Source organism: Mycobacterium sp. NGS41 (genome assembly GCF_059812725.1).
The window spans coordinates 23221-44579 of the sequence record NZ_JCALDF010000033.1 but is presented as its reverse complement, the minus strand read 5'-3'; the positions used below and the strand labels follow the sequence as shown (position 1 = coordinate 44579).

The following is a 21359-nucleotide window of genomic DNA, read 5'->3' as shown; positions in this document are numbered from 1 at the left end:
CCTACATACGTAGTGTCCGCTACGGTCGGGTTATGCACGAGCGCACAGTCCGCGCACGCACGGCCGCCGGCATCGTCGAAGGCTTCACCCGCGACGGCGTGAACCGGTGGCGATCGATCCCGTACGCCCGGCCGCCGATCGGGCCCCTGCGACTCGTGGCACCGCAACCGGCGCAGCCCTGGTCGGGTGTTCGCCACTGCCACGGCTTCGGCAACTGCGCGCCCCAGCAACGCCGCTACACGATGCTCGGAGTTGGCAGGTACCAGCCCATGAGCGAGGACTGCCTGACTCTCAACGTCGTCACGCCCGAAGCCCCCGCCGACGAGCCATTGCCGGTCATGGTCTTCATCCACGGCGGTGGATACTTCCTGGGCAGCTCCGCAACCCCGATCTACGACGGTGCCGCGCTGGCGCGCCGCGGCTGTGTGTACGTGTCGGTGAACTACCGGCTCGGCGCGCTGGGATGTTTGGACCTGTCGTCGTTGTCTGCCCCGGGCATCACCATCGACAGCAACTTGTACCTGCGCGATCTGGTGATGGCGTTGCAGTGGATTCGGGACAACATCGCGGAATTCGGCGGTGATCCCGACAGCGTCACCATCTTCGGCGAGAGCGCGGGGGCGTGTATCACCGCCACGTTATTGGCGGTGCCCGCCGCCAAAGGGCTGTTCGCCCGGGCGATCTCGGAAAGCCCGGCGTCGGGACTGGTGCGGTCCAGAGAAGTTGCGGTCGAGTTCGCGAACCGGTTCGCCGGACTGCTCGGCGCACGCAAGGAGGATGCCGCCGATGCGCTGATGCGGGCGTCCGCGGCGCAACTGGTGGAAGCGCAACACCGGCTGATCGACCAGGGCATGCAAAACAGGTTGGGTGCCTTCCCGATTGGTCCCGTCTTCGGCGACGACATGCTGCCGATGGACCCCGTCGAGGCGATGCAGTCCGGCAGGGCACACCCGGTTCCACTCATCGTCGGAACCAACGCCGAAGAGGGCCGATTGTTCACCCGCTTTCTGCCGATGCTGCCGACCAACGAATCGATGGTCGAGCAGCTGCTCGCCGACGCCGAACCCGATGCCCGCCAACGCATTACCGCTGCCTACCCGGATTATCCCGCATCGTCGGCATGCATCCAGCTCGGCGGCGACTTCGCCTTCAGTTCGGCCGCGTGGCAGATCGCCGAAGCGCACAGCGACCATGCGCCCACCTATATGTACCGATATGACTACTCCCCGCGGACGTTGCGCTGGTCAGGGTTTGGAGCCACTCATGCCACCGAACTGTTGGCCGTCTTCGACATCTACCGCACCAGGTTTGGCGCGTTGCTCACCGCCGCCGCCGATCGACGCCACGCGCTGCGGGTCAGCAATCAGATACAACGGCGCTGGCGGTCGTTCAGCCGCGCCGGGGTTCCGGGTGACGACTGGCCGGCCTACACCCGCGCCGACCGTGCCGTGATGGTTTTCGACCGCAAGTGCCGCATCGAGTTCGACCCGCATCAGCACCGCCGGATGGCCTGGGACGGCTTCTCACTGGCACGCTGACCCTCATGGCCCCTAACCCCGAGCACGACACTCACGTCATCGAACGGCCCAGCGATCTCACCGCACTATGGCTGACCGCCACGATCGGCGCGGGAACCGTCGCCGATTTCGCCGTGGAGCGCATCGGCACCGGCCAGATGAGCGAGTGCTACCGCGTCCTGCTGACCTATGCGGACCCGGCAGCCGAGCCCGGCAGGCCCGAGTCGGTGGTGCTGAAAGTCGCGGCCAGCGACCCGGTGAGCCGGCAGACCGGCTTGGCGCTGGGCCTTTACGAGCGCGAAGTCCGCTTCTACCGCGACATTGCGCCACGACTCGGCGGGCCGATCGCACCCTGCTACCACGCCACGATCAACGCTTCGACGGGAGCATTCGACTTGTTACTCGGCGACGCCGGACCGGCGGTCGTGGGCGACGAAATCGCCGGTGCCACAACCGAACAGGCTGCGATCGCAGTCGCCGAATTGGGCCGCTTGCACGGACCACTGCTGGGTGACGCGGCGCTGGCCGAAGCGCCGTGGCTCAACCGCGAGGCCCCACTGAACCAGGCGACGATCACCGCGCTCTATGCCGGGTTCGTCGACCGCTACGGCGACCAGATCGCCCCGCCCCACCGCGTGGTGTGCGACGCGCTAGTGGCCGCCTTCGACGGCTACCTCGCCCAGGAGGCGGACCGTGTTTCCGAGAGCGGCATTCAGGGCCTGGTGCACGGCGACTACCGGCTGGACAACATGTTGTTCGGCACGGCCGGGGCCGACCGGGCGCTGACCGTCGTCGATTGGCAGACCGTTTCCTGGGGTCCGGCGCTGACCGACCTGGCGTACTTCCTCGGCTGCGCGCTGCCGACGCCGGACCGTCGCGCACAGTACGACACGTTGCTGCGGGCCTACCACCAAGCGCTGGGTTCGGCCGCCCCGATCACACTTGCCGGCGTCGCCGAGGGAGTACGGCGGCAGAGCTTTTTCGGTGTGATGATGGCGATCGTCTCGTCAATGCTGGTGGAACGCACCGACCGGGGCGACAAGATGTTCATGACGATGCTGCGACGGCACTGCGACCATGTGCTGGATACCGACGCGTTGGCGACGCTACCCGTCGCGACTGCACCTGAGCCGCTGCGGCCATCGGCAGACGACGAACTCGCACACACCGCGACCGACGAACCGCTGTGGAGCGAGAGCTGGTATGCGGACTTCGTCGATGCGGCACAAGGATTGGCCGGCTGGTTCCGGATCGGGCTGGTAGCCAACCAGCGGACCGCATGGGTTCACGCGCTGCTGTGCGGACCCGACCTGCCCACCATCGCACTCGTCGACGTCGAAGCCGTGCTGCCCGCAGACCCCTGGGTGATGCGCAGCGACGCCTTGGAGGCCGTCCACTCGGCCGCTCCGCCGCTGCAGACCTACCGGGTCGAGCTGCGCGGGCGGGCAGAGGCGTACCCCGACCCGGCGGCCCTGCTGCGGGGTGAACCCGGCAGTCCGGTCGAGGTGGCGATGAACTTGGTATGGGCCACCGGCGGCGTCCCGTACAAATACCGGGTGACCACGCGGTACGAGATCCCGTGCACCGTCTCGGGCACCGTCACCGTCGACGGCAAGGCCTACCGCGTCGAGTCGGTTCCCGGCCAGCGCGACCACTCCTGGGGAGTACGCGACTGGTGGAGCATGGACTGGATGTGGAGTGCGCTGCATCTGGACGATGGCACCCATCTACACGGGTTGCAGGTGAAGATCCCACAGGCCCCTGCGATGGGCATCGGCTACATCCAGGGCCCCGACGGGCGCCTCACCGAACTACACACGGTGAGCATTCGAGAAGCGTTCGGCCCCAACGGATTACCACAGAACACGACGCTGACCCTCGACCCGGGCGGGATAACGGCGAATATCGACGTCGTCGCACACGCGCCGGTGCGGCTGACGGCCGTCGACGGACGGGTCAGCCACTTCCCGCGCGCCTGGGTCAGCGTCAGCACCGCGGACGGTCGCACCGGAGTCGGCTGGATGGAATGGAACCGCAACCAGGCGTGAGCACATGTCCACCAGAGCCGTCCGTGGTGGTGATGGGTGTCTCCGGCTCGGGCAAGTCCACGGCGGGTGCCGCACTCGCGCAACGGCTTCGGGTGCCCTTCGTGGACGCCGACAGCCTGCACCCGCCGGCCAACATCGCCAAAATGACCGCCGGCCAACCACTCAACGACGACGACCGCTATCCGTGGCTGGAGCGGGTCGGGGAGTGGCTGGCCGACCACCGGGACGGTGGCGTGGTGAGTTGTTCGGCGCTCAGACGCAACTACCGCGACCAGCTGCGCGGGCACCGCCCGGACATCGAGTTCTTGCATCTCAGCGGTTCGCCGGAGCTGATCCAGCGCCGATTGGCAGGCCGGTCAGATCACTTCATGCCGGCCGCACTGCTGCGGTCGCAATTCGACGCTTTGGAACCGCTCGGTGACGACGAGCCCGGAGTCACGATCGATGCCGGCCTCGCCGTCGAGGCCATCGTCGACGAATTCCTGGCCAGGCGTTAGCTCAAACGGCGCTTGGCCTTGCGCCTGAGCTTGCGCGAGCGCTTGCGACTATCGCTGGCCGCCTCGTCGATTCGGTCCCGCGCTTCGTCCGCCCACTGGCTCCCGCGCGCCACCGCCCTGTCGGCCAATAGGCTGCCCCGGGCCGCTGCCGTGTCGGCCCACTCGCCGCCGCGCTCCGACGCGGTGTCGGCGATCTCCAGCCCGCGTTCCCGCGCCGTCTCGGCCAACTCCAGCCCTCGTTCGCGGGCGGTATGGGCCAGCTTTTCACCGCGCTTGCGTGCCTTCTTGGCCAGCGGCGCGCTTCGTTCGGCGGCGGTGCTGGCCAGCTCCCGGCCGCGCTCAAGCGCGGCTTCGGCGTACGGTGCGCTTCTCTCGGCTGCTGTGCTGGCGAGCTCGCGGCCGCGTTCGAGCGCTGCCTCGGCATACGGCGCGCTTCTCTCCGCAGCGGTGCTGGCCAGTTCACGGCCACGCTCGGCGCCGGCCTGCAGGCCGTGCACGATCCGCTCGCCGAGCTCGGAGTCCAGCAGTCCGTCGTCAGATCCGGGCAGGGCAGAGGACACCCGCTCGGAAAGTCGTTCGGCGGCCCGCCGACCGCGCCAACCCAGGGACGGCTTGCCCTCGGTATCAGCCGACGCGATGATCAGCCCGCCCAGCAGGCTGACGTCGGCCAGGAAAGCACGCCGCTGCTCGGCCTTGCGGTCTGGGTCGGATTCGGTCCAAAACATATGTGCGCCGAGGTTGGCGGGTATCACGGTGAGCGCCAAAGCGGCCGAGGCGACGCGGGGCATCCGGCCGGCGGCGAGCAGCAGACCTCCGCCGATCTGAACGGCAGCGTTGATCTTTGCGAACGTCTCGGGGTCGTTCGGAACGTTGCTGCTTACCGCTTCTGGCATGGACTGCAGACCGTCTACCGCGGGCGCTGCGGCTTGCGCCGCCCTCTTGGGGTTGAGCAGGGAGTCCACGCCCTGGCCGATGAACACTGCCGACAACATGGGTCGCGCGATTCTACGGATCAACATGGCCGTGGGTTACCCCGCTGGCTGACCGGCAAACAATCGGCTGGCGTACCCCGGGCATAGGGTTGTCGTGTGCGGGCGCTGATCATCGTCGACGTGCAGAACGATTTCTGCGAAGGCGGCTCATTGGCGATCACCGGCGGCGCCGCTCTGGCGGGCGCCATCAACGACTATCTGGCCGCCAACCCGGATTATCAGCATGTGGTGGCTACCAAGGACTTCCACATCGACCCGGGTGACCATTTCTCTGACCGGCCCGATTACTCGTCGTCGTGGCCACCGCACTGCCGCGCCGAAAGCCCGGGTGCCGATTTTCATCCCGACCTCGACACCAGCCCGATCGAGGCGGTGTTCCGCAAGGGCAGGTACGACGCGGGCTACAGCGGCTTCGACGGCGTCGACGACAACGGGACACCGCTGCTGGAATGGTTGCGTCAGCGCGGCGTCGACGAGGTCGACGTGGTGGGCCTGGCGACCGATCATTGCGTCCGGCGCACCGCTGAGGACGCCGCGCGGGCCGGCTTGGCCACCCGGGTGCTGGTGGACCTGACCGCGGGGGTGTCGCCTGACACCACCGAAGAGGCTCTGGCGGAAATGCGTACTGCCAGCATCGCGTTGATCGGGGGCAGCTGATGGCACTACCGAAGAACCGCGACGATCTGCTGGCCGCAGTGGAGCGGTCTCCGCAGGCATTTACTGTCCACGACCGCGACGGATGGGTGAACGTCTTCACCACTGATGCCCGCGTCGAAGATCCGGTCGGTTCGCAGCCCCATGTGGGCCATGAGCAGATTTATCGTTTCTACGACACGTTCATCGGTCCTCGTGAAATCAAGTTTCATCGCGATCTCGACATCGTCACGGGTCAGACCGTGCTGCGCGATCTCGAACTCGAGGTGGTGATGGGTCCGGGCGTCACCATGTTCGTTCCCGCCTTCTTGCGCTATGACCTTCGAGAAGTCAACGGCGACTGGAAGGTTTCCCGGCTGCGGGCTTATTGGGAGTTGCCGGCAATGATCCTGCAGTTTGTGCGAACCGGATCGCGGGCGATGAACCCCGCCCTGAAGCTGTCTCGCGGTTTGTTGGGAAATCAGGGCCTGCGTGGGACGGCGGGTTTCATGGCCGGCTTTCGCCGGGCGGGCGTGCGGCACAAGAAGCTGGTGGAGACGTTTCTCGACGCCGTCGCGCGTGGAGACAAGGCGGCTGCGATGCGCACGCTGTCATCCAGTGCCGCAATCACTTTGGGTGGCGGAGACCCGCTGGAGCTGGTCGAACTCGCCGAGCAACTGGACGGAGCTCGCTGGACCAAGGTGATTGGTGCCGGATCCACGGTTACCGCTGCGGTCAACACGAGTCACGGGCGCGGCATCTTGTTTGTCGACACCGCGTGGCGGGGCAATGAAATCGACCAGATCCAGTACTTTCCGGCCTGATCGCGGTGGTGTGCACCGCTCAATGCGCGACCATCAACGCCAGCGACACCGTCGACAACAGCAAGTAGGCGCCGGGGAAGGCGATGTTGTAGAGAACGCCGGCCCTGAGGTGGGTCACGACTGCGCCGACGAAGAACAAGACGAGGCCGGCCGCGGCGGCAATTCCCAACGCCGGCAAGCCAAGGAGCCCGACCACCAAGCCGACGGCGCCGGCGAGTTTTGCCGCACCCAGCGCCGGCAACCACGAACGCGGCACCCCGACCTCCGCCGAATTTGCCAGCACGAACCCGGCGGGGATGAAATCGGCTATGGCAACTCCCGCGGTGATGATCGCGGTCGTCACGGTGATCGCGACAAAGGCAGTGTCTATGGTCATGGTGCTGGTCTCCTCTGCAAGGTGCGGTCGGTAGGTGTGGTCGTCTCCTTGACGACTCCGGCGCAGGAAAGGTGACCATGAGTGCATCGACGGACCTCACCGAGCTGGCGCGGCGATTCGACACGGACCGGCGACACCTGAGATCGGTTGCGTATCAGCTGCTCGGCTCGGTAGCCGACGCCGACGACGCGGTGCAATCGGCGTGGCTGAAGGCCAGCCGCGCGGATTTCGGCTGCGTCGACAACCTCACCGGCTGGTTGACCACGATCACCGCGCGTGAGGCGATCGACCAGCTCAGGCTGCGCAAACGGCGGGGCGAGTGGCCGCTGGCCGGGCCTGACGAACTGGACCGGCTTACCGGGAATGTGTCCGCGCCCGCGGACGAGGACGCGCTGCTCGCAGACTCGATCGGCCGTGCCTTACTCGTCGTCCTCGACCGGCTTTCACCCGCGCAACGCGTGGCCTTCGTGCTGCACGACGTGTTCGCGCTGCCCTTCGAGACAATCGCTGAGCTGTTGGACCGGTCGCCTGCGGCCGCGAAGAAGCTCGCCAGTCGGGCCCGGGGCCGAGTGCACGCCGGCCCGGCTGTTCAGACGCCTCGGACGGCAAAGCACGTCGAGATAGTGAAGGCGTTTCTTGCGGCCTCTCGTGGCGGCGATATCGCCACGTTGCTGGAGCTGCTGGCCCCCGATGTGGTCCGCAGGGTCGATCGCGCCGTGGTTCCCGACCTGGATCCCGATATTGTGCCGACCGAGCTGCGCGGTGCCAGAGAGGTCGCCGAGGAGACCCGGCTATTCACCCAGCGAGCGCGACACGGCGTGGTGGTGCTGATCGACGGGGCCCCGGGTATTGCCCTCGCGCCGGCAGGGCGCGCGCATACGCTGCTGCGGATCGGCTTCGCCGACGATGACCGAATCCAGACGATCGACATCACCGCCGACGCGCAGCGGGCTGTTCTGGCGCTGCCGAGCCAGGTCTAGCTCCGACGATCTCCAGGCAGGCCACAGCCGCATCCGGTACCAAGGACGTGGGGCGCTGGCGGGTTGACCGGCGACGGACCAGGATCGGGAGCACCATGTTCGATAGGCGGTTCGGACGCAGGAGCCTGCTGCGCGGCGCCGGTGCGCTCACTGCGGCGTCTGTGGCGCCCTGGGCCGCGGGCTGCGCTCCCGACGACGACGACGCGTTGACCTTCTTCTTCGCGGCCAATCCTGACGAGGCCGCGGCTCGGATGAGGATCGTCGATGAATTCCACCGCCGCCATCCGGACATCAAGGTCCGGCCGGTGTTGTCCGGACCCGGAGTGATGCAGCAGCTGTCCACGTTCTGCGCCGGCGGCAGGTGTCCCGATGTGCTGATGGCGTGGGAATTGACCTACGCCGCACTTGCCGAACGCGGGGTATTGCTGGACCTCAACACATTGCTGACGCAGGATAAGGCGTTCGCCGGTCAACTGAAGACCGACAGCATCGGGGCGCTGTACGAGACATTCACCTTCGACAGCGGCCAATACGCGCTTCCCGAGCAATGGTCGGGGAACTATCTGTTTTACAACAAGCGGCTCTTCGCTGAGGCCGGCGTGCGACCTCCGCCCACGACGTGGGAAAAGCCGTGGAGTTTCGGTGAATTCCTCGATGCCGCGAAAGCGCTTACCAAGCGGGACGGGTCGGGCCGGGCCACCCAATGGGGTTTCGTCAACACCTGGGTGTCGTTCTACTCCGCGGGATTGTTCGCCATGAACAATGGTGTGCCGTGGTCCAGCCCGCGGATGAACCCGACCCACCTCAACTTCGGTGACGACGCGTTCATCGACGCGGTGCAGTTCTACGCCGACCTGGCCAACAAACACCGGGTGGCGCCCAATGCGTCGGAAACACAGTCGATGTCCACACCGGATCTGTTTGCGGTTGGCAAGGCCGCAATGGCACTGGGCGGGCATTGGCGATACCAGACGTTCATCCGCGCCGACGGGCTGGATTTCGACGTCGCCTCGTTGCCGACAGGTCCAAGCCGCAGGGACCAGAGCGCCTGCTCGGATATCGGCTCGACCGGACTGGCCATCTCGGCGAGCAGCGCGCGCAAGGAACAGGCATGGGAATTCGTGAAATTCGCGGCAGGTCCGGTAGGGCAGGCCTTGATCGGTGAGTCCTGCCTCTTCGTCCCGGTGCTGCGGTCCGCGCTCAACTCGGAGGGATTCGCCAAGGCCCACCAGAGGGTCGGCAATCTCGCCGTGCTCACCGAAGGGCCGGCCTACTCCGATGGCCTGCCGATCACCCCGGCATGGGAAAAGATCGTGGCCTTGATGGACCGCAACTTCGGCCCGGTTCTGCGCGGAACCCGGCCCGCGACATCGCTGACCTCGCTGTCTCGTGCCATCGACGAAGTGCTGCGCAACCCATGACCTCGACCGACAACCCAGCCGCGCCGATCGTCGCGAAACAGCGCTCGTCACGCCGGCGCGCGTGGGCCGGTCGCGTGTTCGTCGCGCCCAACCTGGCCGCAGTGACCGTGTTCATGTTGTTCCCACTGGGATTCTCCCTGTACATGAGTTTGCAGCGGTGGGACGTGTTCACTTCACCGAAGTTCGTGGGATTGAAGAATTTCGAAGAGCTGTTCACGTCGGATCCACTGTTCATCATCGCGTTGCGCAATTCGGTCATCTACACCGTCGGAACCGTCGTGCCTACGGTCCTGGTCAGCCTCGTCGTTGCGGGTGTCCTGAACCGAAAGCTCAAGGGCATAGGTATCTTTCGGACAATCGTTTTTCTACCTCTGGCCATTTCGTCGGTGGTGATGGCGGTCATCTGGCAGTTTGTCTTCAACACTGACAACGGACTGCTCAACATCATGCTCGGCTGGATCGGAATCGGTCCCGTCCCATGGCTCGTCGAACCCAGGTGGGCGATGGTGTCGCTGTGCCTGGTCAGTGTGTGGCGCGGGGTGCCGTTCGCTACTGTCATCCTGCTGGCCGCAATGCAGGGAGTTCCGGAAACGGTCTATGAGGCAGCCAAAATCGATGGCGCAGGTGAAATTCGGCAGTTTGTGTCCATCACTGTGCCGTTGATCCGCGGGGCGATCTCGTTCGTGGTGGTCATCTCGATTATCCACGCGTTTCAGGCGTTCGACCTGGTCTATGTCCTCAACGGTGCGAACGGCGGACCGGAAACCGCCACGTACGTCTTGGGCATCATGCTGTTCCAGCATGCTTTCTCGTTCCTGGAGTTCGGCTACGCTTCCGCGCTGGCGTGGGTGATATTCGCGATCCTGCTGGCGTTGACCGTGGTGCAATTGCGGCTTGCTCGGCGACGCTCTTGGGAGGCTTCTCGTGGACTCGGCTGAGCGTTCTGAGCGCATCTTCACGCGCGGTGTGTTCCGTGCCGTTCTCGCCTACACCGCGCTGCTCGGCATCGCATGGTGCGCGCTGTTCCCGATCGTCTGGGCCGTGTCGGGCTCGCTGAAGAAGGAAGGCGAAATCAGCGAGCCGAAATTGTTGCCCGCTCATCCGCGGTGGTCCAACTATTCCGAGGTGTTCGAGCTGATGCCGTTCGGCCGGATGTTCTTCAACACTGTGCTGTATGCCGGTTGCGTCACGGCCGGACAGGTATTCTTCTGCTCGTTGGCCGGATATGCCTTCGCGCGACTGAACTTTCGCGGCCGCGACACATTGTTTGTCTTGTATCTGGCCACGTTGATGGTGCCGCTGACGGTCACTGTCATCCCGCAATTCATTCTGATGCGAACCGTGGGCTGGGTCGACACTCCCTGGGCGATGATCGTGCCGGGCTTGTTCGGCAGTGCGTTCGGCACCTACCTCATGCGGCAGTTCTTCGCCGCCCTGCCTGCCGATCTCGAAGAAGCGGCGATACTCGACGGTTGCTCCCCGTGGCAGATCTACTGGCGCATCCTGCTGCCCCATGCCAGGCCCGCGGTGATGGTGCTCGGCGTACTCACCTGGGTCAACGTGTGGAACGATTTTCTGTGGCCGCTACTGATGATTCAACGCAACAGCTTGGCCACGCTGACTCTCGGTCTGGTACGCATGCGGGGTGAATATGTGGCGCGGTGGCCGGTGTTGATGGCGACCTCGATGCTGATCTTGCTGCCGCTGGTCATCATCTACGCGATCGCCCAGCGCTCCTTTATCCGCGGTATCGCCGTCACCGGGCTGGGCGGCTGACGTGGCTTCGGTGAGTTTCGAGAAGGTGACTCGGCGGTTCCCGGGTACGGACCGACCGGCTGTGGATGGTCTCGACCTAGCTGTCGGCGACGGCGAGTTCGTTGTTCTGGTCGGCCCTTCGGGCTGCGGCAAGACGACATCACTGCGGATGGTGGCCGGATTGGAAACGCTGGATTCCGGCTTCATCCGCATCGGGGAGCGCGACGTCACCGACGCCGATCCCAAGGACCGCGACGTCGCAATGGTCTTTCAGAACTACGCGCTGTACCCGCACATGACCGTGGCGCAGAACATGGGATTTGCGCTGAAGATCGCCAAGATCCCCAAGGCCGACATCCGCGACCGAGTGCTGGCCGCAGCGAAATTGCTTGACCTGCAACCGTATCTGGATCGCAAACCCAAAGACCTTTCGGGTGGGCAGCGCCAGCGGGTGGCGATGGGGCGCGCCATCGTGCGGCGCCCGCAGGTGTTTCTGATGGACGAACCGCTGTCCAATCTCGACGCCAAGCTGAGGGTCCAGACCCGCAACCAGATCGCGGCATTGCAACGCCAACTCGGCACCACCACGGTTTACGTGACCCATGACCAGGTGGAGGCCATGACCATGGGGGACCGCGTCGCGGTGCTGAACGACGGCGTGCTGCAGCAGTGCGCGCCGCCTCGCGAGCTTTACCGCAACCCCAGCAATGTGTTCGTCGCGGGATTCATCGGGTCTCCGGCGATGAACCTGTTCACCCTGCCGATTGTCGATTCGTCGGTGTCGCTGGGGGATTGGCCGATTCAGGTGCCGCGCGACATCGCCGGCACGGCAGCCGAAGTCGTCGTCGGGGTCCGGCCCGAGCACTTCGAGCTGGGCGGCCTGGGCGTCGAAATGGAGGTCGACGTGGTCGAGGAACTCGGGGCGGACGCTTACCTGTACGGCCGGATCACGGGTTCCGGCAAGGTGATCGGCCAACCTGTCATCGCGCGCGTCGCCGGACACAATCCGCCGGAGAAAGGCAGTCGGGTGCGCTTGCATCCTGAGCCCGGGCATCTGCACTTCTTCGGCGTGGACGGTCGCCGAATGCTGCGCGCGCAGACGTAGCCGGCTTGCGGCGCGCCGTAACGACGTTTTGCCGCAACGCTTCCTAGTATTGCCGGGTGGTGAATCGCTATGGAACTGACGTCTTGGAGCCGGGGCGGCGCAAACCGCGCTCGACAGAACTCCCCGCCGAGATTGGCATGGTTGTCGAGGACGTAGAGACCGGTTACGTCGGCGCGGTGGTCCGCGTCGAATATGGCCGCATCTACCTGGAAGACCGGCGCGGGCACACTCGTGGTTTTCCCCTGGGCCCTGGGTATCTGCTGGACGGTCGTCCAGTGATCTTGACTGCCCCGCGCCGCGCGGCGCCTACCTCCCAGGGCAGGACGGCGTCGGGCTCGGTCGCGGTGGCGGGTGCGCGTGCACGGGTGGCCCGCGCCAGCAGGATTTACGTCGAGGGCCGTCATGACGCAGAACTCGTCGCACAGGTCTGGGGAGAGGACCTGCGAATCGAGGGAGTCGTCGTGGAGCAGCTCGGTGGCGTCGACGACCTGGTGGGCATCGTGGCCGAGTTCGGACCCGGTCCTGGGCGCCGGCTCGGCGTTCTTGTCGACCACCTTGTCGCGGGGTCGAAGGAGGCACGGATCGCCGATGCGGTGCGCCGGGGGCCCGGCGGCGCAGACACCCTCGTCGTCGGGCACCCCTATGTCGACATTTGGCAGGCAGTGAAGCCGCAGCGGCTCGGCCTGAGCGCCTGGCCCAGCGTGCCGCGGCAGATGGAATGGAAGCACGGCGCGTGTCAGGCGCTGGGTATGCCGCACGCCAGCCAGGCCGACATCGCCCGGGCCTGGCGGCGCATCCGTTCGCGAGTGCGCGATTGGAACGACTTGGAGCCGGCGTTGATTGGCCGGGTGGAAGAACTCATCGACTTCGTGACGCAGTAGCTACCGTCTGCTCGCGGGGGGTCTAGATTCCAAGGAGACGGCCGCGCACGATGTCCAGGGTTAGGGGCGTGAAATGCTCGATACGACAAGAAATTACGGAATATTGGTTGGTGTCGACGGGTCAGCCGAATCTGACGCTGCGGTAGTCTGGGCAATGCGCGAGGCCGTTATGCGCCACCTGCCTCTCACTCTGTTTCACGTGGTCGCTCCGGTGGTGGTCGGCTGGCCGGTGGGACGACTGTATGACGAAATGCCCGAATGGCAGAAAGACGACGCGGAGCGGGTCATTGAGCAGGTCGGCAAAGCCTTGACCACCACCCTGGGTAGGTCCGAGTCGCCAGACGTGCGCACCGAGATGGCTTACTCGGACGTCGTACCGACGCTCGTGGAAGCCTCCAAGCAAGCATCGATGGTCGTCGTCGGCAGCGTCGGGATGGGCGGGCTGGGCCGATTGCTGCTCGGCTCAGTCAGTACGGCGCTGCTTCAACACGCGCATTGTCCAGTTGCCGTTGTTCGTTCGGACGACGGTGCGACTCCCGACACCGATGCCCCGGTCATCGTGGGCATCGATGGATCGCCGGCCTCGGAGACCGCGACTGCGCTGGCCTTCGACGAAGCCTCCCGCCGCGGGGTAGCGCTGGTGGCTTTGCACGCCTGGAGCGATGTCGGGGTGTTCCCGATCCTGGGCATGGACTGGCGCGACCGCGAGCATAATGGAGAAGAGGTCTTGGCCGAACGCCTGGCCGGTTGGCAGGAGCAGTACCCAGATGTGAACGTGCGACGAGAGCTGGTCTGTGACACGCCGGCCCGGTGCCTACTTCAGGAGTGTGAGCACGCGCAGCTGGTGGTGCTGGGTAGTCGCGGACGGGGAGGATTCCCGGGCATGCTGCTTGGTTCGGTGAGTTCTGCGGTAGCCCACGCGGCAAGAATTCCGGTGATCATCGCGCCGGCGAAAGGCCGTTAGTCCCTTTCGATAAAGCCAGTGAGATCGGTTGCCGCTTCGACGATGTCATCTCGGTAACGCTCGAACAGCGCGAGGAACTCGGCGCGTTCGGCGTCGCGGACGCCGTTTTTGGCTAGGGCCGCATCGGAAGCTCTAGTGTTGGCTTCCCATTCGGCGTCGGTGATTGCGAGTCCGGTGTGCGATGTCTTCATGTCGCGGCCGATGTAATGGCACGGTCCACCGCTTAGCGCACACATCTGGTCGACTAAAAGCTGCCGACTGCGAACGATCGAGTCCTGGCTGCGGCCACCGAAGAAGCGACTGAAACCTGGCTCGTCGTGCAAGATAGCGAACAGATCATCGATGACTGCAGCGATCACGTCATACCCACCCATTCGCTGATAGAGCGATGTGCCCGACTGGGTCATGATTCGCCTCCACAACTGTGAAACTGATGGACTTCATGGTAAGACCGCGCGATACGAAACACCCAACATCATCGTGACATTGGAGTGGTTGAGCACATTTCAACCGTGCGGGCGGCCGACGCTGGACACCACGGTTGCGCACAGGGCTGCTGCGTCGCGTCCGGCGCACATCACGGTCCGGTCAGGACGCACGACGGCCGCCTCCGCCCGGCCCTGGTGCAGCCACGTTTCCAATTCGCCTCCGGGTTGGGCAACCAGCATCGCGATATTGCGACGCGCGAGCAATGCTTCATCGGCCTGCCCCAGCGGGCTGCTGGTGATCAGCGAGAAGCCCGTTCCGACCTCGTCATCGAGCCGTTTACCCTGTCGTAGCGTCGAATTCGGACACAGCGTGCCGGCAAGTTGGCCTCGTCGGCGCGATTTGATCACCAGTGCGGAACGGTGCAGTGCGGGTGTGGTGGAGTCGACGACCTTGTCGCGCAGACCCGGAACCAGGTGCAGCCGTGGCAGTACAACGCGGCGGACCAGGTCGCCCAGGTGCCCGCCTCCGGTCATCGACCGACCGATGGTGAGCGCCAGCCGGATCAACTGGCGGGTGTGCGGTTTGCGCTCTTGCTCATAGGTGTTGAGAACGCTTGTCGCAAGCGAGCCATCGCGGACCCCGGCGATCTTCCAAGCGAGGTTCATGGCATCCCGTATTCCGGCGCCCATGCCCTGACCGATGAAGGGGGGAGTGAGGTGCGCGGCATCACCCAGCAGGAAGATATTGCCGCGGCGCCAGTGGTCGGCGATCTGCGCGCGGAATGTGTACTCCGCGACGCGCAGTAAGGTCAGTTCGCTGTCCGCAACGTCGGCCACCCATGGGGCGATAAGCGGTCGTAGGGTGGTCGAAGTACCGAAGTCGGCGGCGCTTTCGCCGGGCAGCAGCCGAAACTCCCACCGGTAACGGGCATGTCCAATCCGCATGTAGGTGCCCGCGCGCGCCGGATCGCAGACCTGGTACACACCGTCCCACTGATGTAGGTCGGCGTCGGTGGCCACGTCGACGACCAGCCAGCGCTGCTCGAAGTTCAAATCCCGCATGGTCGCCCCGATCTGGGTGCGCACCAGGCTATTGGCCCCGTCGCAACCCAGCAGGTAGTCGGCCTCGACCGCATGACCCTGGCCGTCGATGCGGTCGGTGAACGTGACGCGGATGCATCCGCCGCGGTCGGTGACCTCGGTTACCTCGGCGTCGCCGCGCAATTGGGCGTTCGGGTAGCGCTTGAGGTTTGCCCGCAGCAGCGCCTCCAATTCCGGTTGGTCGAACATGTTGGCCTGTGGGAAGCCATGGACGCTGCGGGATGGGTCGCGGCTGAACTCGGCAAGGACCTTGAAACGATTGTCGAGCAGCCGCAAACCAAGGGTGGGGCGCGAAATCGCGGCGAACTCGTCGGCGATGCCGAGGCGGGCGATAACTCGGTAGATTTCGTCGTCTAAGTGCACGGCCCGCGGTTGCGGGTATACGCCGTGCCAGCGGTCGAGGATCAGACAGTCCACGCCGTACTGCGCCAACAGGGTGGCCGCGGTAATGCCGGTCGGCCCGGCGCCGACGATGACGACGGGCACATGCCGAACCGCGGCGTCGTTCATGCGAATCGGACTGTGCTGCGCTGGGTTCCGAGGTCGATTGTCCCGTCGTCGGGGGCCACCGACGACGCCACGATGTCGCCGTGTTTCAGATATTTCGGGTTGTTGGCCTGACTCTTGAAGAACGCTTTCCACTTGACCGCCGGCGGCAACAGATTGCCGATGATCTGGACCGGCTTCGGCGGCGCGCTGAGAGCGGTGCCGATCGGGGTACCGGTAAGCACGAGGTCACCCGGGTCGAGTTCTTGGAACTGGGTGAGCGACTGAAGCGCTTGCAAAGGCCGATACAGCATGTCACCTTCGACCAGTGCGTTTTGCCGCTCGCTGCCATTGACGCTCAGACGCAGCCGAAGGTCGCCGAAGCGTCTGAGCTCTTCCGCGTTCAGCAGCACCAGCTGAGGCCCGACCGGGGTGAACGTCGGGTAAGACTTGGCCTCGTAGAACTGGGTCTGCGGGAGCTGGATGTCGCGCGCTGAGACGTCGTTGGTGACGACCAGACCGCCGATGAACTCGGCGAGGTTTACGTCGGAAATATCGGTGCCGACCGGGATTTCGCGTCCGATCACCAACCCGATCTCCACTTCGTAGTCCAGCAGGGTGACGTGGCGGGGTTTGACGATGTCGTCGAACGGACCGGTAATAGAGGCCGATGCCTTGCGGAAGAAGGTCAGCGGAACCGCTGCGGGATCCATGCCCGCGTCCTTGACATGCGATTCGAAGTTTGTCATCTGAGCCACTACCCGGCACGGCCGCGTCACCGGTGAGACCAGCTGCAGATCCTCGACCGCGACGGTGTCGGTGCTGGTGGCCGCGGCATCGACCGCCGCGCGGTCGGCCAGCAGCTGCGCGGTCGTTTTCGCCGTGGTGTCAACCCTCGCGGCGCCATCGGGAGTCTTTATCCACCAGGCATCGGCGGTGCGCAGTACGGAAACCGTCATGAGGTGGCTACTTTCAGCAGACCGACAAGGCGCTTGCTATCGAACTCGTTGCTTTCCCGAAGGGCGGTGATCATCGAAACAAGTTCGTGGCGAGCGGATTTCGGAGTAATTCCGAGAAAGTCTTTGGTCACCGGTGGTCCCCACTGGGCCAAGCCCGAAGCGGTGAAGGGCGCCCATCCCGGCTCGAGGGTGTTGTCGAACATGTCGCCGTCCGTGAAGTGTTCGACGAGAAATCCGTCCGGATCACGCCAATAGTCGAAAATCTGACTGCCCTGGATATGCCTGCCGATTCCCCAGGACCGGAAATAGCCACGGTCCCTGAGGTATTCGCCGCCGGCGGCCAAGGCGTCCAGGTCACTGACCTGGTACGCCGAGTGAACGTAGCGGTTTGCGGGCCCCAGTGTCATCGCCAACGTGTGGTGATCGGCCGGTTCCGACCCGCGATCGCAGCGGATAAAGCTCATGGTGGGGCCCCGTTGGCGCTGGCCCGGAAAGAAGAGGAAATCGCTGACGATCATCCCCAGGTTGTCCAGATACCAATTCAGTGCCGCACGATATTTCGTCGACTGCAGCACCAGGTGACCCAAACGCTGAACCTGCGCCGGCGTGCGCGGGGGACGCTGGATGGTGTTGGTGCGCTGCTCTACGCGCCCGAAGTTGAAAGCATGGGGATGTTGGCACGGGAGTTCCGGCAGTTCGTGCGTGCCGGCGACCACCTGTACCGGAATCCCGCTGGGATCGACCAACTCGACTGACAACCCGCCGATGCTTTCCGGCAGGGGCCGCGCGGTGGCGCCGGCTTTGTCTGCCAGCCGCAGGACGTCGACCTCGTCGTGCGCCCGAAAAGCCATGCCGGTAAAGCGTGTCCGCTGACCGCGGCGCACGATGACGCACGGTGCGCCCGCGTCGCTGCCACGCAATTGAAGCTGGTCTGGACTGCGGCGTGCGGTCCGGAAGCCGAACGCGCGGGCAAACGCCTCGGCGCGGATCAGGTCAGGCTTCTCGAACTCCAGCCAGGCGATGTCGGCGACCTTGATCACCGGATTCCGGGAGCGGCCGGGGTGTTCGCCGGGTAGGGCTCCCTGCTCGCTGTGCAGATCTTTGTGCACGTCCCCATGGGTGCCGACCATCAGACTCATCGCCTCTCCGCTGAACTAACTGACGAAATCGTCACATACGAGGCGACGCTCGGTCAAGCTTTCTGACGAAATCCTCAAAAGTGATGCATACTGCTAAGGGTCCCGATGGCGAGGGAGGTCAGATGAGCGTGTCAGACGACTCGGAGCCACGTAACCGGCTGGAGCGGCGCAAACAGCGCACCAGGTCGGCGCTGGTCAAAGCTGCCCAGCGGTTGATCGCCGAAGGCAAGACCAACGTCCCGGTACTGGAGATCACGCAGGCGGCCGACGTCGGGATGGGCTCTTTCTACAACCATTTCGACAGCAAGGAACAGCTGTTCGAGGCTGCGATCGCCGATGTGCTCGACGCCCACGGTGCGTTCTTGGACCGGCTTACCGCGTCGCTCGACGACCCCGCCGAAGCGTTCGCTACCAGTTTCCGGTTGACGGGCCGGCTCCTGCGTGAGCGCCCGCAGGAGAGCGACATCTTGTTGGCCAACGGGCCGACGTTGCTGTCCTCTGATCGCGGGCTGGCTCCGCGTGCGCTGCGGGACATCAAGGCCGCCGCCGACGCGGGGCGCTTTCGAATCGACGACCCGGAATTGGCATTGGCCACTGCCGGCGGAGCGTTGCTGGGCCTCGGCGTTCTGCTGCGGGCGAATCCGGATCGCGATGGCGCGTCGGCAGCTGACGCGATGACCGAAAACGTGCTGCGGTTGTTCGGGCTCACCGCTGACGAGGCGCATGCGGTGTGCCAGCGCCCGCTGCCGGATCTCGCCGCCTGGGGTCAGCCCGATTCCGCGGCTTAGCAGGGCGAAGGCTCCAGCCCGCTAGCGATTTCCGGTGTCAACGGCCCACAGCATTTCCAAACAACACGGTCAAACTGTGACGGCCTTGGGACGAAACGCCGCCAGCATCACGCCGAAAGCGAAGAGTAGCGCCGTCACCCAGGGGAAGTGGCCATCGGGCGCAAAGCCCTTGGCGGCGAAGAACCCCAGGCCATACGCCGCGGTCGCGGCACCGGCCAGCGTGACGGGTTCGATCCACCGCTTGCTAATAGGGGAGCCGAGCATAGGCAAGGGAGCCGCGAAAAAGCGCCGGCCCCACCACATCAGCACCAGCTCGATCGCCGTCACGATGCTGAGAATCGTCACCCACTCCAGCCGGGCCAGCCACCACTGGCCGGTTCCCTCGACCGGTTGCGGTAACAGTCCGGCCGGATACCCGACGACCGCCACGATCACTACGGGAATCATGTGCCACAGGTAAAGGGCCATGATGTTGCGATTGGCCACCGCCAGCACCTGCCGCACACAGCCGGGACGCAGCGCGCGGTTGAGGGCGGGCGCAAGCGTTATCGCTATTCCGGCCTGCGCACACGCGAACACCAGCATTGCCATCGAAGGCGGATCGGTGTTCTGCACGGGTTGACCGGGGACGCCGATCATGCTGACTGGGTAGGGGCCCAGCCCGATCAGTAGGGCCAGCGCGCCCGACGACCCGACTGCCAGCAGCGCGGCCCTACGACCGGTCAATACGCCGTCGTGCCAGGCGATTCCGAGCTGGTAAAGCGCGCTCCAGCAGAACAAATAGTTCAGCCAGCCGATGTAGGGCACATGGGCGCCGATCGAGGCCGCGTCTACCACCGCGACGCATACCGCCGGCACCACTGGCACCAAAAGCCCCCAACGGCGATGTGCCGCAACCGCAATGGGCGTCAGGCACACCACTATCAGATAGACGGCAAGGAACCACAGGTGCATCGCGACCGCCCATCCGGCGTACGACAGCGTGGAAGCTGGCACGCCAAAGACGTCGGACGCTTCCACAATCACCGACGCCACCCCGACGTATACCGCTGTTGGTCCCAGCACTCGGGCCAGTCGATGCCGAAGCCAGGCTTGGCGCGGCATGCCGTCGGCACCGCTGCGATGCTTCCACGACACCGCACCGGCATACCCGGCCACCAGGAAGAACACCGGTACCGCCTGGAAGGGCCAGGTCAGCCATTGGGTCCAGGGCTGGTCCACGAGTGGGTTCTGGCGACCGAATCGTCCGTCCTGATAGGTCACCGATCCGGCCAGCCAGTGGCCCAGCACAATCAGGACCACGCCCGATACGCGGTAATAGTCCACAGCCAGGTCGCGTACCGGTCGATCGGTGTTTACCCGCTGCACGACGCCACCGTACCCGTCTAGAACCGTAGGGAGTCGTCGTCGCACAATGGCGCCATGAAGCACGCACGCCTCGCCGGCCTGGAAGTCGGGCGGCTCGGACTGGGCGCGATGGGCATGTCTGTCGCCTACGCCGGCGCCGGAAGTGACGACGCCGAATCGATCCGCACCGTTCATCGCGCCATCGACCTCGGCGTCACGCTGATCGATACGGCCGAGGTCTACGGCCCGTACGTCAACGAGGAGTTACTCGCGCGAGCGCTGCGTGGCCGACGCGAGCAGGTGGTGCTGGCAACCAAATTCGGCCTGATCTCACACACCGGCCGCAACGGTCTCGACAGCTGCCCCGCGAATATTCATATCGCCGTGGACGGTTCGCTGCGGCGCCTGGCAACTGACCACATCGACCTCTATTATCAACACCGCCTCGACCGCGACACCCCGATCGAAGACACTGTCGGAATGTTGAGCGAGCTGGTCGCCGAAGGAAAGATCCGGCACATCGGCCTCTCCGAAGTCGGAGTCAACACCATTCGCCGCGCCCACGGGGTGCACCCGATCACGGCGGTGCAATCCGAATACTCGCTGTGGACGCGCGACCAACAAGACGCAGTGCTACCGCTGCTGCGGGACCTGGGCATCGGGTTCGTTGCCTACGCGCCACTGGGGCGTGGATTCCTCACCGGCACAATCCGGTCCGCCACCGAACTACCCGATACCGACTACCGCAAGACCAACCCCCGCTTCTTCGACGAGAACTTTGAGCACAACCTCGCGAGCGCAGACCGGCTGCGCGACATCAGCAACGAAGTCGGTGCCACTGCGGCCCAGGTTGCGTTGGCGTGGCTGCTGGCCAAAGGCGCCGATATCGTCCCGATACCGGGCACCAAACGCGTTTCGCGCCTTGAGGAAAACGTCGCCGCGGACAGTCTTGAACTCACCGCCGAGCAACTGGCCAGGCTCGACGAGCTCACGCCGCCGGTTGGCGGCCACCACGCCGAAGCGCAAATGCCTTGGATTGACCGCTGACTCACGGGACCCGCGCGGTCGTGCCACCCACGCTGGACGCCCATTCGTCATATCGCGTCCACACTGATTTC

Annotated in this window: 21 protein-coding genes; 14 read left to right on the top strand and 7 right to left on the bottom strand. The window is 65.1% G+C overall.

Translation table 11 applies throughout. The features are described from left to right. The first annotated feature begins 32 nt into the window (after positions 1 to 32). The 3 genes from AC5Y21_RS22105 to AC5Y21_RS22095 are packed head-to-tail and all read left to right on the top strand — an operon-like array spanning position 33 to position 4062. Positions 33 to 1538, top strand: a complete 1506-nt coding sequence (locus AC5Y21_RS22105; RefSeq protein WP_499915471.1) for a carboxylesterase/lipase family protein — start codon at positions 33 to 35, stop codon at positions 1536 to 1538. 5 nt (positions 1539 to 1543) lie between these two features. Continuing rightward, on the top strand, positions 1544 to 3565 hold the full coding sequence (locus tag AC5Y21_RS22100) for a DUF7064 domain-containing protein (RefSeq protein ID WP_499915469.1): 2022 nt from the start codon (positions 1544 to 1546) through the stop codon (positions 3563 to 3565). After that, the gene (locus AC5Y21_RS22095) at positions 3544 to 4062 is read left to right on the top strand and encodes a gluconokinase (RefSeq protein ID WP_499915467.1); all 519 of its coding nucleotides are present in this window, start codon (positions 3544 to 3546) and stop codon (positions 4060 to 4062) included. The genes AC5Y21_RS22100 and AC5Y21_RS22095 overlap by 22 nt, the downstream gene beginning before the upstream one ends. Here the strand turns inward: AC5Y21_RS22095 and AC5Y21_RS22090 are convergent. After that, positions 4059 to 5081 (bottom strand): DoxX family protein, encoded by a 1023-nt coding sequence (locus tag AC5Y21_RS22090; protein ID WP_499915463.1) that lies wholly within the window; start codon positions 5079 to 5081, stop codon positions 4059 to 4061. The two genes, AC5Y21_RS22095 and AC5Y21_RS22090, sit on opposite strands and share 4 nt — an antisense overlap. Positions 5082 to 5150: 69 nt before the next feature. Here AC5Y21_RS22090 and pncA point away from each other — a divergent pair, with 69 nt between their 5' ends. Together pncA and AC5Y21_RS22080 are read left to right on the top strand one after the other, a co-directional pair. Beyond that, positions 5151 to 5711 (top strand): pyrazinamidase PncA, encoded by a 561-nt coding sequence (pncA, locus tag AC5Y21_RS22085; protein WP_499915459.1) that lies wholly within the window; start codon positions 5151 to 5153, stop codon positions 5709 to 5711. Continuing rightward, positions 5711 to 6511 carry a nuclear transport factor 2 family protein gene (locus tag AC5Y21_RS22080; protein ID WP_499915457.1) on the top strand — a complete coding sequence of 267 codons (801 nt, stop codon included), beginning with the start codon at positions 5711 to 5713 and terminating at the stop codon, positions 6509 to 6511. Before pncA ends, AC5Y21_RS22080 begins: the two co-directional genes overlap by 1 nt. 19 nt (positions 6512 to 6530) lie before the next feature. Here AC5Y21_RS22080 and AC5Y21_RS22075 read toward each other — a convergent pair whose 3' ends face one another. Then, entirely contained in the window at positions 6531 to 6887 is a 357-nt protein-coding gene (locus AC5Y21_RS22075) for a DoxX family protein (RefSeq protein ID WP_499915455.1), read from the bottom strand. Positions 6888 to 6964: 77 nt separating this feature from the next. On the opposite strand from AC5Y21_RS22075, the gene AC5Y21_RS22070 reads away from it, so the two are divergent. The 7 genes from AC5Y21_RS22070 (at position 6965) to AC5Y21_RS22040 (ending at position 13993) form a co-directional block, all read left to right on the top strand. Then, entirely contained in the window at positions 6965 to 7867 is a 903-nt protein-coding gene (locus tag AC5Y21_RS22070) for a sigma-70 family RNA polymerase sigma factor (protein WP_499915453.1), read from the top strand. A gap of 95 nt (positions 7868 to 7962) precedes the next feature. Then, entirely contained in the window at positions 7963 to 9288 is a 1326-nt protein-coding gene (locus AC5Y21_RS22065) for an ABC transporter substrate-binding protein (protein WP_499915451.1), read from the top strand. After that, on the top strand, positions 9285 to 10226 hold the full coding sequence (locus tag AC5Y21_RS22060; protein ID WP_499915449.1) for a carbohydrate ABC transporter permease: 942 nt from the start codon (positions 9285 to 9287) through the stop codon (positions 10224 to 10226). Before AC5Y21_RS22065 ends, AC5Y21_RS22060 begins: the two co-directional genes overlap by 4 nt. A 13-nt stretch (positions 10227 to 10239) precedes the next feature. After that, positions 10240 to 11064 carry a carbohydrate ABC transporter permease gene (locus AC5Y21_RS22055; RefSeq protein WP_499915486.1) on the top strand — a complete coding sequence of 275 codons (825 nt, stop codon included), beginning with the start codon at positions 10240 to 10242 and terminating at the stop codon, positions 11062 to 11064. Between the two features lies 1 nt (position 11065). Further along, on the top strand, positions 11066 to 12148 hold the full coding sequence (locus AC5Y21_RS22050; protein ID WP_499915447.1) for an ABC transporter ATP-binding protein: 1083 nt from the start codon (positions 11066 to 11068) through the stop codon (positions 12146 to 12148). Between the two features lie 56 nt (positions 12149 to 12204). Next, entirely contained in the window at positions 12205 to 13029 is an 825-nt protein-coding gene (locus tag AC5Y21_RS22045) for a DUF3097 domain-containing protein (protein ID WP_499915445.1), read from the top strand. A 73-nt stretch (positions 13030 to 13102) separates the two neighbouring features. Then, complete coding sequence (locus AC5Y21_RS22040; protein ID WP_499915443.1) at positions 13103 to 13993, top strand: universal stress protein; 891 nt, start codon at positions 13103 to 13105, stop codon at positions 13991 to 13993. Here AC5Y21_RS22040 and AC5Y21_RS22035 read toward each other — a convergent pair. The 4 genes from AC5Y21_RS22035 to AC5Y21_RS22020 form a co-directional block, all read right to left on the bottom strand. After that, positions 13990 to 14400, bottom strand: coding sequence for a group I truncated hemoglobin (locus AC5Y21_RS22035; protein ID WP_499915441.1), 411 nt, complete (start codon positions 14398 to 14400; stop codon positions 13990 to 13992). The genes AC5Y21_RS22040 and AC5Y21_RS22035 overlap by 4 nt on opposite strands. A 99-nt stretch (positions 14401 to 14499) precedes the next feature. Beyond that, entirely contained in the window at positions 14500 to 16032 is a 1533-nt protein-coding gene (mhpA, locus tag AC5Y21_RS22030; protein WP_499915439.1) for a bifunctional 3-(3-hydroxy-phenyl)propionate/3-hydroxycinnamic acid hydroxylase MhpA, read from the bottom strand. Further along, on the bottom strand, positions 16029 to 16967 hold the full coding sequence (locus tag AC5Y21_RS22025) for a fumarylacetoacetate hydrolase family protein (RefSeq protein ID WP_499915437.1): 939 nt from the start codon (positions 16965 to 16967) through the stop codon (positions 16029 to 16031). Before AC5Y21_RS22025 ends, mhpA begins: the two co-directional genes overlap by 4 nt. Continuing rightward, positions 16964 to 18106, bottom strand: coding sequence for a VOC family protein (locus tag AC5Y21_RS22020; RefSeq protein WP_499915435.1), 1143 nt, complete (start codon positions 18104 to 18106; stop codon positions 16964 to 16966). The genes AC5Y21_RS22025 and AC5Y21_RS22020 overlap by 4 nt, the downstream gene beginning before the upstream one ends. 122 nt (positions 18107 to 18228) lie before the next feature. Between AC5Y21_RS22020 and AC5Y21_RS22015 the strand changes: the two genes are divergently transcribed. Next, the gene (locus AC5Y21_RS22015) at positions 18229 to 18894 is read left to right on the top strand and encodes a TetR/AcrR family transcriptional regulator (RefSeq protein WP_499915433.1); all 666 of its coding nucleotides are present in this window, start codon (positions 18229 to 18231) and stop codon (positions 18892 to 18894) included. Between the two features lie 69 nt (positions 18895 to 18963). Here the strand turns inward: AC5Y21_RS22015 and AC5Y21_RS22010 are convergent, their stop codons facing one another. Next, positions 18964 to 20262, bottom strand: a complete 1299-nt coding sequence (locus AC5Y21_RS22010; protein ID WP_499915431.1) for an acyltransferase family protein — start codon at positions 20260 to 20262, stop codon at positions 18964 to 18966. A gap of 54 nt (positions 20263 to 20316) precedes the next feature. Between AC5Y21_RS22010 and AC5Y21_RS22005 the strand changes: the two genes are divergently transcribed. After that, a complete protein-coding gene (locus AC5Y21_RS22005) occupies positions 20317 to 21288 on the top strand; it encodes an aldo/keto reductase (protein ID WP_499915429.1) in 972 nt (323 codons plus the stop codon). Positions 21289 to 21359: the final 71 nt, after the last annotated feature.